Below are 14,725 nucleotides of genomic sequence, written 5' to 3'. Positions count from 1 at the left end.
GCCGGGCATGCCCAATCTTCGCGACATCAAAAAGAGGATCGGCAGCGTCGAATCGACCCGCCAGATCACGCGCACCATGGAGATGGTCGCGACCGCCAAGATCAAGAAAGCCCAGGAGAAGATTGAAGCAGCTCGGCCGTACGCCATCTCGATGATGGAGGTGCTCGGCAATGTTGCCCGTTACGCCAAGGGCGCGGAGCACCCTCTCCTCGAGCGGCATGGAAAGCGTGAACGCGTGGTGCTCATCTCGGTCACGTCGGACCGCGGTCTTGCCGGGGCGTTCAACAGCAATATCCTCCGCATTACCGAAGGCGTCATCAGTGAGGAACGTGCGCGCGGCGTCGAGGTTGACGTGATCGCGGTTGGCAAGAAGGCCGCGGGGTACTTCAAGTACCGGGGCATCGAGCCGCTCGCGACTTTCCGCGACATCTCGGACAAGCCCACGTTCGCTGACGCCAAGGCCATCGCATCACACGTGATCGGCTCATTTTCGGCCGAGGAAATTGACGGCGTATACGTGGTATTCAATCGCTTCAAGAGCGTGGCCGAGCAGAGGCCGGAGATCCACCAGCTCCTGCCCATTGAGCGCCGCGTTGTTGATGACGCCGCCGAGGGCGCGGACGTGAGCGCCGAGTACACTTTCGAGCCCGACGCCGTGAGTGTGCTCGAGCGTCTTCTTCCGACCTACGTCGAGACGCTCGTCTTCAGAGCGCTCATGGAGTCGGCCGCGTCAGAGCACGGCGCGAGGCGAACCGCGATGAAGTCGGCCACAGACAACGCGTCAGAGATGATCACGAGCCTGACGCGCAGTTACAACCGCGCCCGCCAGGCTGCGATCACCAATGAGATCGCCGAGATCGTGGGCGGCGCGGCGGCACTGGAGGAGTAGATGGCAGCCACGGAAGGTAAGGAATCCCGAATGAACGTCGGACGTATAGTACGAGTCGTGGGTCCGGTCCTCGACGTTGAGTTCGCTCCGGACCAGATGCCCGCGATCTACAACGCGCTCAAGGTCGACGCGGTAAGCCCCATCGGTCACGTCGCGACCGTAGCCGAGGTGCAGCAGCATCTGCCCGGCAATCAGGTGCGTGCCGTGGCGATGTCGTCGACAGACGGCATCACGCGCGGCATGGAGGCGGCTGACACAGGCGGCCCGATGAAGATGCCGGTAGGTCCGTCGACACTCGGCCGCATCTGGAATGTTCTCGGTGAGCCGATCGATGGCAAGGGAGATGTTAAGCCAGAGGACTACTACCCCATCCACCGCGAGGCCCCTGAGTATGAGGATCTCGAGCCCAAAACCGAGATGTTCGAGACCGGCATCAAAGTCGTCGACCTGCTCGAACCCTATATCAAGGGCGGGAAGACGGGTCTGTTCGGCGGAGCGGGAGTTGGCAAGACCGTCATCATCATGGAGCTCATCAACAACCTGGCCATGGCGCACGGCGGGACCTCGGTGTTCACCGGCGTGGGCGAGCGTACCCGCGAGGGCACGGACCTGTACCTCGAGATGAGTGAGTCTGGCGTCATCGAGAAGACCGTGCTGGTCTACGGTCAGATGAACGAGCCTCCCGGAGCGCGGCTGCGCGTTGGGCTCGCTGGCCTGACCGCCGCCGAGTACTTCCGCGATCAGGGGCAAGACGTGCTTCTGTTCGTCGACAACATCTTCCGATTCACTCAGGCTGGCTCTGAGGTATCGGCGCTTCTTGGCCGCATGCCTTCGGCGGTGGGTTACCAGCCCACGCTTGCGACGGAGATGGGCGAGCTGCAGGAGCGCATCACGTCGACCAAGAGCGGATCGATCACGTCGGTGCAGGCGATCTACGTTCCTGCTGACGATCTCACCGACCCGGCACCGGCGACAGCGTTCACCCACCTCGACGCCACGACCGTCCTTTCGCGTTCGATCGCTGAGCTCGGCATCTATCCGGCGGTCGACCCGCTCGCGTCCACCTCGCGAGCTCTCACGCCGGAGGTTGTGGGCGAGGAGCACTACCGCGTGGCGCGCGCCGTCCAGCAGGTGCTCCAGCGCTACAAGGACCTGCAGGACATCATCGCGATCCTCGGCATGGACGAGCTTTCCGAAGAGGACAAGCTCGTTGTCTCCCGAGCGCGCAAGATTCAGCAGTTCCTCTCTCAGCCATTCTTCGTGGCCGAGCAGTTCACCGGGATGGCCGGCAAGTACGTCAAGCTCGAGGACACGATCCGCGGGTTTGGAGAGATCGTCGCTGGCGTGCACGACTCAGTGCCCGAGCAGGCGTTTCGGTACGTCGGCACAATCGAAGAGGTCCTTGAGAAGGCCGAGCAAATGGCAGCGACCGCATAGGGAGGTTGACGGGCCACATGGAACGCACCCTCCTGTGCGAGATTGTTACACCCGAGCGCATCGTCTACACGAACGAAGTGCGGATGGTCGTCGCCCCCACGATCGATGGCGAGATCGGCATCCTGCCGCTACACGCTCCGCTCGTGAGCGCCCTTGATCCGGGTGAGATCCGCGTAATGTACGACGATGGCAAGGTCGAGTGGTTCGCGATCTCGGGCGGATACATCCAAGTTCACTTGGACAAAGTGATCGTACTTGCCGATCAGGCCGCGGCATCTTCCCAGATCGATGTCGAGCGTGCCCGGCAGGCTATCGAGCACACACGACAGCGCATGAGTGAGCTCTCCTCGGACGCCGAGGGAGAGATCAACGCGTGCGTTGCGGATCTGAAGTGGTGCGAGGCTCAGCTCAAGGCGGCCAAGAAGGCAACGTAGCGAACGCCGCGGTATCGACTTCGGGCGGCGGACGCGCGAGCGGTCGCCGCCCTTCGCGTTCCCGTTACCGTCGCATGACGTCCGAGGGCAAGCTGTTGAGTAGTTGTCCGGACTACACTACGGTTGTGATTAGGAGCAGGTGAGAACCGGGAGTTGGAAGGATTGAGCTCAGAGTTGGAGCCCATCATCATCAGAGGCGGCGCGCACGTTTCCGGCGAAGTTGCCGCATCAGGAGCGAAAAACTCGGCACTCAAGCTGCTGGCCGCCGCACTTCTGGCGCCGGGAGTCTCGCACATCGAGAACGTGCCGGATATCAGCGACGTTGACACGATGGTCGAGGTCATCTCGGGACTCGGCGCACTAGTCGAGCGAGATGGCGATATCGTCACGATTGACGCGACGGTACTCACCTCGGTCGAGGCGCCCTACGACATGGTCTCGCGGATGCGCGCGTCTATCTCCGTGCTCGGACCGCTCGTTGCCCGTCTCGGTCACGCCAGTGTGGCGATGCCAGGGGGCTGCAATATCGGATCACGCAAAGTGGACATGCACATCAGCGGTTTGCGTTCGCTGGGAGTGTCTTTCACGCTTGACCACGGAAATATCGTCGCCAGCGCCCCCGGCGGGATGCGTGGCGCCCATGTGGTGCTTGAGTTTCCGAGCGTGGGAGCTACGGAGAATCTTCTCATGGCGTCAGTTCTCGCGGAGGGCACGACGGTAATCGACAACGCGGCACGCGAGCCGGAGATCGTCGACTTGGCCCAGTTTCTCTCGGCGATGGGAGCCCGCATCAGTGGCGCGGGGAGCGCAACCATCGAGGTTAAGGGTGTCGAGAGCCTCGCACCGGCGCGTCACCGCGTGATCGGCGACCGCATCGAGGGGGCAACGTACCTCATGGCCGGTGCCATCACGGGAGGCTCCGTACGTGTGACGGGCATAGATCCCGCGCACATTGAGATGGTGCTGATGAAACTCGAGCAGGCGGGGTGCACAGTCGTGTCTGAGGCCGACGCCGTGACCGTGTCGCGGTCGGGCCCGTTGCGTGCTGTGGACATTCAGACGCTGCCGTTTCCAGGATTCCCGACGGATATGCAACCGCAGTTCATGGCCCTCATGGCGATTGCCGACGGTGACTGTGTGATCACTGAGAACGTGTTTGAGAACCGTTTCATGTTCGCCGGAGAGCTGGTACGTATGGGGGCCAGCATCCGTATCGAGGGTCACCACGCGCTCGTCAAAGGGGTCCGGGGACTCTCGGGTGCGCCGGTGCTCTGTCCAGATCTGCGTGCCGGAGCAGCTCTTGCGCTGGCCGCACTTGTGGCTGAAGGCGAGAGCGAGATCGGCGACACGCAGCATATCCTCAGAGGGTACGAAGGTTTCGTCGACAAGCTTGCGGCGCTTGGCGCCGACATTCGGACGGGCAGATGACCGAAAGGACTCAGATGCTAGACGCCCATGCGATACGCGAGATCATTCCTCACCGTGATCCATTTCTGTTGATCGACCGAGTCGAAGAGCTTGTTCCGGGCGAGAGCGCTGTCGGCTACCTCGATGTGACAGCCGAAGCTTACTGGGCGCCCGGCCACTTCCCCGATTATCCGGTCATGCCGGGCGTTCTCATCGTAGAGGCCCTCGCCCAGGTAGGAGCGGTCGCGATGCTGTCCGTCGAGGAGAACAGGGGAAAGCTCGTGCTTTTCGCAGGAATCGAGAAGGTGCGATTCAAGCGGCAGGTTCGCCCCGGAGACACCCTCCGTCTCGAGGTGAAGATCACCAGACGCAAGGGGCCGATCGGCTTTGGAGAAGCCGTCGCTACGGTCGATGGAGTGGCCGCGTGCGTCGGCGAGTTGATGTTCGCTATACAATGACACGGTTGTACTTCGCGCAGCACCGAGTTGCGGACATGACATGAGAGGCTTGGCGATGGTGAACGGTCAGCAGTACTACGGCGAAAACTCAGTTCTTGGCGTGGTGGGTCTCGGGTATGTGGGCCTGCCGCTCGTCGTCGAGATGGCGGAGGCTGGTCACAAGGTGGTGGGGTTTGAGGTCTCCGCCGAAAGGATCGACCTCCTCAACCGGGGCGTCAGCTACATCCCTGACGTGGCCGCCGAGACACTCGCTCCGCTCGTTGAGCGGGGTCTTCTTTCCGCGACGGATGACTTCTCTCGAGCGTCGGAGTGCGACGTGATCGTCATCTGCGTGCCGACGCCGCTCAACGAGATGAAAGAGCCGGACACCTCGTACATGGAGGCGGCCGCGAACTCTATCACGCCCTATCTCAAACCCGGTGTCTTGGTGACCCTTGAGTCGACGACGTATCCGGGAACGACCGAGGAGGTCATCCAGCCGATACTTGAGACATCCGGCCTCAAGGTGGGATCTAGCCTCTATCTGGCGTTCTCGCCTGAGCGGGTGGATCCTGGCAACCCGGTTCATCACACCCGGAACACGCCAAAAATCGTGGGTGGCGTGACACCTGAGTGCACCAGTCGCGCTGTTGCGCTGTACGAACGATTCATCGACAGTGTGATACCGGTGTCGTCGACCCGCGCCGCCGAGATGACCAAACTGCTGGAAAACATCTTCCGCAGTGTCAACATCGCGCTCGTAAACGAGCTTCTCATGCTTGCTGAACGCATGCACATAAACTTGTGGGAGGTCATCGACGCGGCGAAAACCAAGCCGTTTGGATTCATGCCGTTTTACCCAGGACCCGGGCTCGGTGGACACTGCATTCCGATAGACCCGTTCTACCTGTCATGGAAGGCGCGCGAGTACGATTTTCATACCGAGTTCATCGAGCTTTCCGGGAAGATCAACGAGAACATGCCGTACTACGTGGTCAAGCGCCTGATGGAGGCTCTCAACACGCAGCGCAAGCCACTCGCGGACGCCCGCATCTTGCTACTCGGTGTAGCGTACAAGTCGGATATCGATGATGTTCGCGAGTCTCCGGCCATTCGCATCGCCGAGCTGCTCATGGAGAAGGAGGCCGACATCGTCTACCACGATCCGTACGTCGCATCCTTCGCCGCAGGAGGTGTCCCCGTTCCCGCGGTAGAACTCAGCGCGTCGGAGCTTGCGGCCACTGACGCGGTGGTGGTGGTCACCAGTCACAACAACATCGACTACCACCTCGTGGTGAGAAACGCGCGACTCATACTCGACACTCGCAACGCGCTCGCCGCGTTCGACGACAACAAGGTGGTCCGGCTGTAGCGTGGCACGAAGGTGGAAACGACCGCTCTACGTGCGCGATCCATTGCCGGGCGCGACGAGGCGCGGCGCGGCGCCAACAGAGGGCGACTCATCGCGAAGGCGAAGCGTGTTCGATCGTGCGCGTGTGGCCCAGCGCAGGCGAAGGCGGCTTCGGATGGTGGGCGTCGCCGCCGGGGCGCTACTTGGACTCGCGATCATCACGGTGTCGGTGACGTACATTCAGGTTCGAGCCGGACTTCAGAGCGGCCTGGCAAGCGACCCCCGTATCCGTGACGTTCTCGATCCGGCAGGCGACCTCGGCCGGGAGCCATTTTATCTGCTCATTTTGGGAACCGACCGGCGGGAGGGTGAGGGCGCGGGAAGACCTGACACCATTATCCTTGCCCGAATCGATGCGAAAGCCAAGACGATCGCAATGCTCTCGATACCCAGGGACACGCGCGCCGAGATTCCGGGGCACGGGACCAAGAAGATCAACGCCGCGGGCTCTCTTGGCGGGGCGTCGCTCATGATCGAGACCGTGAAGGAGTTGACCGGTGTTCCGGTCAACCACTACATGGAGATCGATTTCTACGGTTTCAAAGACGTTGTCGATTCGCTTGGCGGAGTGTGGGTCAACGTGCCGATGCGCATCGATGACCGAAGGGCGGCCAGCGAGTACCCCGAGGCACGTATCATCGAGGCGGGCCGCCAGCTCCTTGACGGCAAGCACGCACTGACGTTCGTTCGGGCGCGGTACTCTCTGCCCCGTCAGGATCTCGATCGAATCGCAAACCAGCAGATCTTCCTTCGGGCACTCGTTGAGCAGGCGCTAGCGGAACGCAATCCACTGCGTATCAAGTCCCTGGCCGAATCCGGTGCGCGCAGCATCGACACCGATTTGGACATCGGCCAGCTTGCGGCTGTCGCTCGCGCACTGTCTGGAGCGCTCGACGATGTCGATATGGCCGTTGTTCCGGGAGAGGCGCAGGTGATTGGTGGCGCATCGTACGTGGTCGCCGACACCGTGGCGCTAGCTGACATGACCGCCCGGATGCAGGCCGGACAACCCATGACCCTTGTTCAAGATGATACGGTAGACATCGATCCCGCGAGCGTTACCGTGACGATCCACAATGGTGCCGGTGTGCCTGGCGTCGCGGCAGCCGCGTCAGCGCGTCTGAAAGCTAATGGCTTCGACGTGGGCGAAGTGGGCAATGCAAATCAGTTCGTCTACGATGAGACGCTCGTCGTCTACCGCACCGGAGGTGAGGCGACGGCGCAACTTGTGACCGGAGTGCTCGGCAAGGGAAAACCGGTACCGTCGCGTGGTATGTACGCGTTTCAAACGGACATTCTCGTCGTGGTCGGCAAGGATTGGGGCGCGCCTTAGCGTGTGTTGTCGGTAGATGTGATTGGTTTCGGCGACCGGGTCTGCCACGGTTACGGGAAGGTCACGGTGGTTGAGTAGAGTATGGCCGCCGGGCGTGGGGTTCGCTATGCTTCCGGCTGTTGTCGCAGTAGGCAGGGTGTATGAGACGCAGGGACGGAGACATAGTGAGCAACGAAGGCGCTTTGCCGCGGAGCCGGCGGCGCCGGGGCGCGGCTAGGCGCAGAAGCCGGACGTTGCGCCGTGCGGCAGGTATCACGCTCATCGTTGTCGCGGCTGCTCTCGGTGGCGTGATGGTGTGGGCAGGCTACACGTACTGGAGTCTGACGGAGCGCATCAAGCCTGCTGGCGAAGAGGCGCAGGCGATCACCGATGCGCTCTCCGCGAGTGAATCACAGCAGCCGGAGAGCGGTCCTGGGCCGCTGTGGGTGCTCTTGTTGGGTAGCGACGCGCGGCCGGGTGAGTCCAGGGCGCGCGCAGATACGATCATACTCGCGAGACTCGATCCTGAGCGGCGAACGGTGGCGATGGTGTCGATACCCCGAGACACACGAGTGAATATCCCAGGGTATGGAGTCAACAAGATCAACTCGGCCACTGCGTTTGGCGGCGCCGCCCTGATGATCCGTACGGTGCGCGATCTAACTGGTCTGCCGGTCGATCACTATTTGGAGATCGATTTCGAGGGTTTCAAGCACGGAGTAGACGCGATGGGGGGAATCACGATCGACGTGGAGCGTTCGATCTACGATCCCAAAGCCGCCGACTACGTTCGCTCAGCGTCCAGGATCGGTGCTGGCGAGCAGACGCTCGACGGAGCGCGTGCGCTGACGTTTGTACGGAGCAGGTCGTTCGCGGATGGCGACTACACCCGGATGCGCAACCAACAGACATTTATGATCGAGTTCATTCGGCAGGCGCTTGAGCCCGCAAGAATCACGAAGCTCCCCGGCGTCGCGTCCTCGATCGCGACACATATCGATACGGACATGTCGATTCGGGAACTCCTCGATCTGGCGCAGATGTTCCAAGGCCTCGATGAAGGGAACATCAAGGGCTACACGATTCCTTCTTCGACTGGTTCCAGAGGCGGGGTCAGCTACGTGCTTCCTGATGAGGGCGCGCTTATTGCGCTCGCCGACGCCCTGCAAAGAGGCGAACTCCCTGCCGAGGAGGAGATTCTCGGCACCGATCTTGATTTCTCGATCGCCGTGGTTAACGGGACTGAGATCGACGGGGTCGCACGTAGGTTTGCCGGGAGGATCGAGCAACGCGGATTCTCGGTGGCCGAGGTGCTCTCTGACATGGAAGGGGTGGGGGGTCGCTCGGCGGTCATCTATCGGAGCGCCACCCATGCTGAGGAGGCTGCCCTCATAGCGCACGTGCTTGGAGATTGGCCGGTGATGAGGGAAAGCTCAGCCATCTCGCGGCGAGCCGACGTTGTCGTGCTCGTCGGTCCTGGAGGGGCGCGATCTCCGGAACGGCAGGCACTGGAGCACTAAGCGGTTTTGTTCTCCACGCCTGTACTCGTCGCCTGTTCCCGCAACGCGTGGTCTGCTACCATGCGCTTGGGTGCGCCGGTACGGGCCCGGCGAGCACCGGATCGATCCAGGAGGGTTCGCAGTCATGTTGAAGCAGCCTCGCAGCGCCGATTGGCGCACAGCCCCGATCAGGTTGATCATAACCGTCGCACTTGCGATTCTCGTCGCGGCGTCCATGCCGGTTGCCGCTCTGGCTGAGACGGAGTTCACATTCCGTGGCCGTGGAAACGGCCATGGGGTGGGCATGAGCCAGTTTGGCGCCCGCGGCTTTGCGCTGCAGGGCTACTCGTTCGATGCAATCCTGCGGCACTACTATACTGGCACGGCGCTCGGGAGTGTGCCCGAAGGGAACACAATTCGCGTCGCGCTGCAAGCGACGGATATTCCGGCGCGCTCGTGGACCTTTACCGCGCATCAGGCGCCGCTGTGGCTCGACTGGTCCGGCAGGGGCGGCGCTGAGCATATCCGCCTGAAACAAGGTGTCACCTACCGAGTTTCCACCGGCGGTTCGACCAGCGCTGTCACGATCACGGATGTCAACTCCGGAGCCGCTGTGGTCACGCTGCTCGACACGTCTTGGGTGCATCTTTGGGAACGGGACACGACCAAGCCCCTGTTCACAGGATTGACGCGTGTGCACGAGGCGAGCGGACCGCAGTCATGGACCAACGTGTTGTACCCGGGGTGGATTCGCCTCGACCGAGGATCGGGGAGCGCCGCTGACGAGTTGCACCTTCGCAACCTGGTACAGCTTGAGGATTACGTGAAGTGTGTCGTTCCACGCGAGGTACCGGCATCTTGGCCGACCGAGGTAGTCAAAGCGCAAGCCGTGGCGGCTCGTTCGTATGCGTTCACGAGCAAGCGGCCAACGGCTGCGTTCGACGTGTGGTGCACGACGCAAAGCCAGGTCTACAACGGATGGGGTCGCTGGCTGAATGGTCATCCCGTTCGCCACAATGAGACGTCTCCTGGTGTGGGCGGCGATTGGCACAGTGACGCCGAGGTTGACGCGACCCGTAACAGGGTTGTCACGCATCTAGGGTCGCCGGTTGCGACATACTTCTTCTCAACATCCGGAGGGTTCACGGAAAACAGCGAGAACGTATGGTCGGCCGCCCTGCCCTATGTTCGCGGTGTGCCGGACCCCTACGAGCACCTCGCTGGTTCACCGAGTCACACTCTCGCGGATATCCGATTGACCGCGACTCAGCTACGTTCCAGACTCCTGGCCGCGGGATTTACGAGCGCACAGCTTCCTGGCGTGATCACCGGGGTGCGTGTGTTGCAGCGGGGCGTTTCTGGGAGGGTGCTCGCGTTTCAGTTGCTCAGCTCGGCTGGTGATCACAGGACGTTCACTGCCCAGTCAGATGTGAGACGGCTTCGCACAGGGGTCTCGAACGGCACATGGAACACGACATGGATATACGTCAATCCCAGATCTTCGCGGATTGCCGGTCCTGATCGCTATGGCACAGCGGTTGAGGTGAGCAAACGGGCTTTTGGATCAGCGCAGAGCGTGGTCCTCGTGGGAGGCTCGGCACCCGCCGACGCGCTGGCGGCATCGGCGTTCGCTGCGTCTTTGCCTAACGGCTCTGTGCATGGGGCACCGATCCTGCTGACCGATCCGGGTCGGCTCAGCGAGGCGACCCAGGCTGAGATCGAGCGTCTCGGTGCGTCACGAGTGTATGTGATCGGTGGAAATCGCGCGGTTGGTGAGGCGGTGGTCGATGAGCTGAGGATGCTGCCGACGCTCTCAGCTCCTGAGAGCGTCGAGCGTATCGGAGGCGAAAACCGCTACGGGACCGCGGCCTTGCTTGCGGATCGTATCGAGCAGATGAACGGACCGTCAGACCGTGTCTTTGTGGTAAATGGCGAGACCCTGGTCGACGCGTTGGCGGTATCTCCCGTTGCGTATGCGCGCAGAATCCCGATCATTCCCGTAAGATCCGCATCTATACCTGCCGAGTCAGCGGCGGTCCTCGACAGGCCAGCGATCACGCGCACGCTGGTGGTTGGCGGAGCTGGCGCAGTGTCAGACGACGTCGTAGCATCTCTTCAAGCTCCGCTGCGGGTGGCGCAAGGGTCTGACCGGTATGAGACCGCCGTCAGAGTCGCGGAGTGGGCGGTCGCAAACGAGAGTTTCAGACGAGAGATATCGTACGTCGCTTCAGGGTTGAGCCTTCTTGACGCCCTCGCCGCCGCCCCGCTCGCTGGCGGATGGCGCCACTCGATCTTCTTTGCCAGAACTCACGCGCTGCCCGACTCATCGGCGGATGCGCTACGCGCTCGCTCGGCCCAGGTGACGGCGGTACGTATGCTCGGCGGTCCGGGTGCTCTTGGAAATGGCGTGGAGGCATCGATCGAGCGCGCATTGGAATAGTGCGTGCTTGAGTGGCATTATTGTTTCGCGCGCATCGGCTCGATGCGCGTGGATAGTCACTTTCTAGACTCGTCGAACTGGAGTTCACGGATGAATCCCCCCCGCGATTGGACGACCCTGGCTATCGCCGTACTTTCGGTTGTTGCGCTGGCCGCCGCCGCCGCGTTCATGGCGTTTGGTGTCGGGGCCGACCTGAGCGAATGGCGCGAGGTCCGCATGGTGGTGATCGTGCCGAGCGCACATCCCGAGCTCGCCGATACGGTACGAGTAGGTGATTCGGTATTCAGTGATCCAGCGGCTATGTACGTTGGCGAGATTACGGAAGTCTCTGTTGGTCCGATGATGAGAGCCAATCCTGACTATTCTGGAGTGATGCGGGTTTCGGAGGATCCGCTCACCCGGGAGATTACACTCGTCATCGCAACACGGGGGCGCGAGAGCGCCGAGGTCATAGCGATCGGGAGTCAAGTCGTGCAGGTGGGCATGCCGTTCACAGTCGTGAGCAGGGAGTATCAGCTGCGGGGACGGATTGCGAAGATCGATGTTCGTTAAGACTCACGGTATTTCGTCGCACCCGAACAGACTTTTCTCACCCTTTGCGGTGCTGCTCTACGTCTACACCGTGTACTTTCTCCTGGGGCTAAGCGATATCTACGAGTTCGTCTACTGGGAGCTCATGAATCTTGGCTTGAGGATGATCGGTTACCAACCCACGATTCACACGGTCCTCCTCTATGCGTACGGGGCCCTGCTTCTCGTCCTTGGCAACCTGTTGGGTGCGCGTCTGGCCCGACGGATGTCCAAAGTCGCGGGATCGTCCGCCAGCGGGGGCATCGATGCCCGCGCCAGGATGCTCTGGGAACGGATTGGCTCGTGTGTTCTCTTCAAAAGATATGGTTTCGGTTTCACTATTATGCTCGCCGGGTGGGCTCTCGCGTTTTCGGCCAATGCACTTCAGCTCTATATTGGGCGCGCGAGCCTGTTTGACATCGCGACGCGCTGGCAGCAGAGTCCCGTGCTCGTGTTTATCGCCGCACTCAACATCATGTTTGTTCCAGGACTGTTCGTGTTTGCGCGCACTCGAGGACAGCGGATTCTCGCGGCTGCACTTTTTGGGGTTACGGTCGCTTCTCTCGGACTGCTCGGTGCCCGGCACCTGCCCGCCAAGCTGATTATCTCGGCATTCCTTGGCCTGGGGTTTGTGCTCAAGCCGCGAACAATGCTCAAAGCTGGAGTGGCGTTCTTTCTAATGCTGGTGCTTGCCATGGGCGTCATAGGAGCCGTTTCGAAGTCGGGAATCTATGGCCTGGCCGCTACGTGGAAGGTCCCGGTCGCGCTCACGTACGCGGACAGCGCGGGTACTACGTATAACCTTGATCGCATAGTCCGCATGACCCCCGTGACTGGTGTGTACGGCGGCGTGCTTCTCAAGGACAGCGCTCTCGCGCTGATACCTGGCCTGGACAGTGAGTATGCGAACTACCAGCTCGGGCGGTATCTCGGTGGACGGGAGGCGTTCGATATCGGAGGGCAGCGCATCGAGCGGTCGGTGAGTCTCGCTCCCACGCTTCTCGGCGCTCCATACGCCGACTGGGGTGTCCCCGGCGTCGTGGGCCAGATGCTGCTGTTGGGATTGCTCTTTGGCTACCTGCAGGCGCGGAGTACGGGGGCGCCGTGGTTGATACCCCCGTTCGTGATCCTGGCGAGCTACGTCATCAACGGCGTGAATGCAGGGGTGCACAATCCAAACACCATTGCGTTCATCGCGCTCGCCGTGTTCGTTTGTGTAGTGGACGCATTCATCGTGCGCCGTGTACCGTCGTTGTATTCGACTTTGGAGCCGAGGTGACCGTTGTGAGCAGGATCTTCGGGATGATCGTCGTGTGTGCGGTATTGGTGGTTGCGGGATGCGGCCCTCGAGCCTCTACCGGGACCCCTGAGCCCATGGAGTTGCAGCTGCTGGTGCGCGGGGCGACACCTCCTACCGAGCAGTCGTTTCGCGTGGGCGATACGGTTCGGATCAGGGAGAGCGGAACCGTGCTCGGCACGATAACCGGCGTTGACGTTGAGCAATCACGAATAGCGGTACCCGATAGCGCTGGCGTGCTGCGCGAAACACGTTCGCCTATTACTGTCGACATCAATGTCACGATCAAGGGACAGGCCGTTGCGACCGAGCAGGGCTACCTATTCGAAGACGAGATCGTCTACGTCAACAACGACACCAGATACCTGACCCCGCTCGTCCAGTTCAGCGGGATAATCACTGAGATGCGGGTTGTTGACGCCGAGTGACACGCCAAGCGGCGCACACACATTTGCGACTCCTTGTAGTCTCGAACATGTGGCCGAGCGAGGCTCACCCGGTGTTCGGCGGATTCGTCGCCAGGAACGTGGACGCCCTGCGAAGGTGTGGTGCTGACGTCGAGGTCATCGCCAACGAGGATCCGCACCCCGGGGCGGTTTCCAGCACGCTCAAGTACGCTCGGCTACTGCGTCGGGTTCGCGCCGGCGCGAGCGGCAGGTCCTACGATGCGGTGATCGGTCACTACCTGTATCCGACAGCGGCGATCGCACGTGTAGCCGCCCGCTCAATAGGGTCTCCGCTTGTGCTCGTCGTTCATGGCACGGATGTTCGCTCCGTGCACCGCAAGGATCCTTTCGCGTGGGCGGCCAGACGGGCGCTACGCTCGGCGGACCTTGTAGTGACGGTGTCCCGGGCGCTTGCCCGTACTGTCAGGGACGATCTCGGCGTGCCCGAGAGCATCCCCGTAGTGCCGATCCACATGGGAATCGATGAAGACGTGTTTGTGCCCGACCCCCATGCGCGTCGTGCGCTTGGGCTTGCTGCTACCGAGCGGATCATCTTGTTCGTAGGCAATCTCGTGCCGACCAAAGGGATCGATGTCTTGCAGGCGGCGTTTGAAAGGCTCGTGGCGGATAATCTCGCAGATCGGCTCGTGATCGTGGGGTGCGGCTCGCTCGAAGGGAGCGTGCGCCGTTGGGCAGAGAACGCCGATGTGGCCGGTCTGGTGACGCTTACGGGCTACATGGAACAGCAACAGGTCGCCCAGTGGATGGCCGCCGCCGATGTCCTCGCCCTGCCGAGCAGAAACGAAGGACTTGGCCTCGTGCTCCTCGAGGCGATGGCATGCGGAACGCCGTGTGTCGCTAGCAAAGTGGGAGGCGTGCCGGAAGTGCTCACCGGAAAGACCGGTGTGCTCGTAGAGCCAGGTGACGCGGACGCGCTGGCGAAGGGGCTTGCGCACGTGCTTGCCGAGGGGCCAGACACCTACCGGGAGCGGTGCATTGCCGCGGCGCGTGGACACGGCACCCGCACCAAGGCCGCGGAGCTGCTTGAGGCAATTGGGAGCGCGTGCGTTTAGGAGGGCCGCACGTGAGCAGCCACTCGTCCGACCCAGGTGCACTTGGTCGCGCATCCTGCCGATACACTCTAAG

13 protein-coding genes are annotated in these 14,725 nt (G+C 61.9%); all 13 read left to right on the top strand.

What is annotated here, in order from left to right:
- Positions 1-7: 7 nt before the first annotated feature.
- The gene (atpG, locus tag KGZ40_09285; GenBank protein ID MBS3957699.1) at positions 8-889 is read left to right on the top strand and encodes an ATP synthase F1 subunit gamma; all 882 of its coding nucleotides are present in this window, start codon (positions 8-10) and stop codon (positions 887-889) included.
- Between the two features lie 30 nt (positions 890-919).
- Positions 920-2,326: a F0F1 ATP synthase subunit beta gene (gene atpD / locus KGZ40_09280; GenBank protein MBS3957698.1), complete on the top strand. Its 1,407-nt coding sequence runs from the start codon at positions 920-922 to the stop codon at positions 2,324-2,326.
- A gap of 17 nt (positions 2,327-2,343) precedes the next feature.
- Entirely contained in the window at positions 2,344-2,760 is a 417-nt protein-coding gene (gene atpC, locus KGZ40_09275; GenBank protein ID MBS3957697.1) for an ATP synthase F1 subunit epsilon, read from the top strand.
- Positions 2,761-2,934: 174 nt separating this feature from the next.
- Complete coding sequence (gene murA / locus KGZ40_09270) at positions 2,935-4,188, top strand: UDP-N-acetylglucosamine 1-carboxyvinyltransferase (protein MBS3957696.1); 1,254 nt, start codon at positions 2,935-2,937, stop codon at positions 4,186-4,188.
- Positions 4,189-4,202: 14 nt separating this feature from the next.
- On the top strand, positions 4,203-4,625 hold the full coding sequence (gene fabZ / locus KGZ40_09265) for a 3-hydroxyacyl-ACP dehydratase FabZ (GenBank protein ID MBS3957695.1): 423 nt from the start codon (positions 4,203-4,205) through the stop codon (positions 4,623-4,625).
- Positions 4,626-4,680: 55 nt separating this feature from the next.
- Entirely contained in the window at positions 4,681-5,976 is a 1,296-nt protein-coding gene (locus tag KGZ40_09260) for a nucleotide sugar dehydrogenase (protein MBS3957694.1), read from the top strand.
- 106 nt (positions 5,977-6,082) lie between these two features.
- Positions 6,083-7,348, top strand: a complete 1,266-nt coding sequence (locus KGZ40_09255; protein ID MBS3957693.1) for an LCP family protein — start codon at positions 6,083-6,085, stop codon at positions 7,346-7,348.
- A 233-nt stretch (positions 7,349-7,581) separates the two neighbouring features.
- Complete coding sequence (locus tag KGZ40_09250) at positions 7,582-8,847, top strand: LCP family protein (GenBank protein ID MBS3957692.1); 1,266 nt, start codon at positions 7,582-7,584, stop codon at positions 8,845-8,847.
- A 124-nt stretch (positions 8,848-8,971) separates the two neighbouring features.
- On the top strand, positions 8,972-11,266 hold the full coding sequence (locus tag KGZ40_09245) for a SpoIID/LytB domain-containing protein (GenBank protein MBS3957691.1): 2,295 nt from the start codon (positions 8,972-8,974) through the stop codon (positions 11,264-11,266).
- A gap of 90 nt (positions 11,267-11,356) precedes the next feature.
- Complete coding sequence (locus KGZ40_09240; protein MBS3957690.1) at positions 11,357-11,818, top strand: DUF4330 domain-containing protein; 462 nt, start codon at positions 11,357-11,359, stop codon at positions 11,816-11,818.
- Entirely contained in the window at positions 11,808-13,115 is a 1,308-nt protein-coding gene (locus KGZ40_09235) for a hypothetical protein (GenBank protein MBS3957689.1), read from the top strand. The genes KGZ40_09240 and KGZ40_09235 overlap by 11 nt, the downstream gene beginning before the upstream one ends.
- A 5-nt stretch (positions 13,116-13,120) precedes the next feature.
- Positions 13,121-13,561: a DUF4330 domain-containing protein gene (locus KGZ40_09230; GenBank protein ID MBS3957688.1), complete on the top strand. Its 441-nt coding sequence runs from the start codon at positions 13,121-13,123 to the stop codon at positions 13,559-13,561.
- A 71-nt stretch (positions 13,562-13,632) separates the two neighbouring features.
- The gene (locus KGZ40_09225; GenBank protein MBS3957687.1) at positions 13,633-14,652 is read left to right on the top strand and encodes a glycosyltransferase; all 1,020 of its coding nucleotides are present in this window, start codon (positions 13,633-13,635) and stop codon (positions 14,650-14,652) included.
- Positions 14,653-14,725 lie beyond the last annotated feature (73 nt).

This window comes from Clostridiales bacterium, from assembly GCA_018333995.1.
In the GTDB taxonomy this organism is placed as follows: domain Bacteria; phylum Actinomycetota; class Coriobacteriia; order Anaerosomatales; family SLCP01; genus JAGXSG01.
Note: the sequence above shows the minus strand (reverse complement) of the source record. Positions and strands in the feature narration are given on the sequence as shown.

Bases quoted from the DNA above. Each gene is read 5' to 3' on its own strand.
- atpG (MBS3957699.1), top strand. From the start codon at position 8: ATGCCCAATCTTCGCGACATCAAAAAGAGGATCGGCAGCGTCGAATCG.
- KGZ40_09260 (MBS3957694.1), top strand. From the start codon at position 4,681: ATGGTGAACGGTCAGCAGTACTACGGCGAAAACTCAGTTCTTGGCGTG.
- atpD (MBS3957698.1), top strand. From the start codon at position 920: ATGAACGTCGGACGTATAGTACGAGTCGTGGGTCCGGTCCTCGACGTT.
- KGZ40_09245 (MBS3957691.1), top strand. From the start codon at position 8,972: ATGTTGAAGCAGCCTCGCAGCGCCGATTGGCGCACAGCCCCGATCAGG.
- atpC (MBS3957697.1), top strand. From the start codon at position 2,344: ATGGAACGCACCCTCCTGTGCGAGATTGTTACACCCGAGCGCATCGTC.
- KGZ40_09240 (MBS3957690.1), top strand. From the start codon at position 11,357: ATGAATCCCCCCCGCGATTGGACGACCCTGGCTATCGCCGTACTTTCG.
- fabZ (MBS3957695.1), top strand. From the start codon at position 4,203: ATGCTAGACGCCCATGCGATACGCGAGATCATTCCTCACCGTGATCCA.
- KGZ40_09235 (MBS3957689.1), top strand. From the start codon at position 11,808: ATGTTCGTTAAGACTCACGGTATTTCGTCGCACCCGAACAGACTTTTC.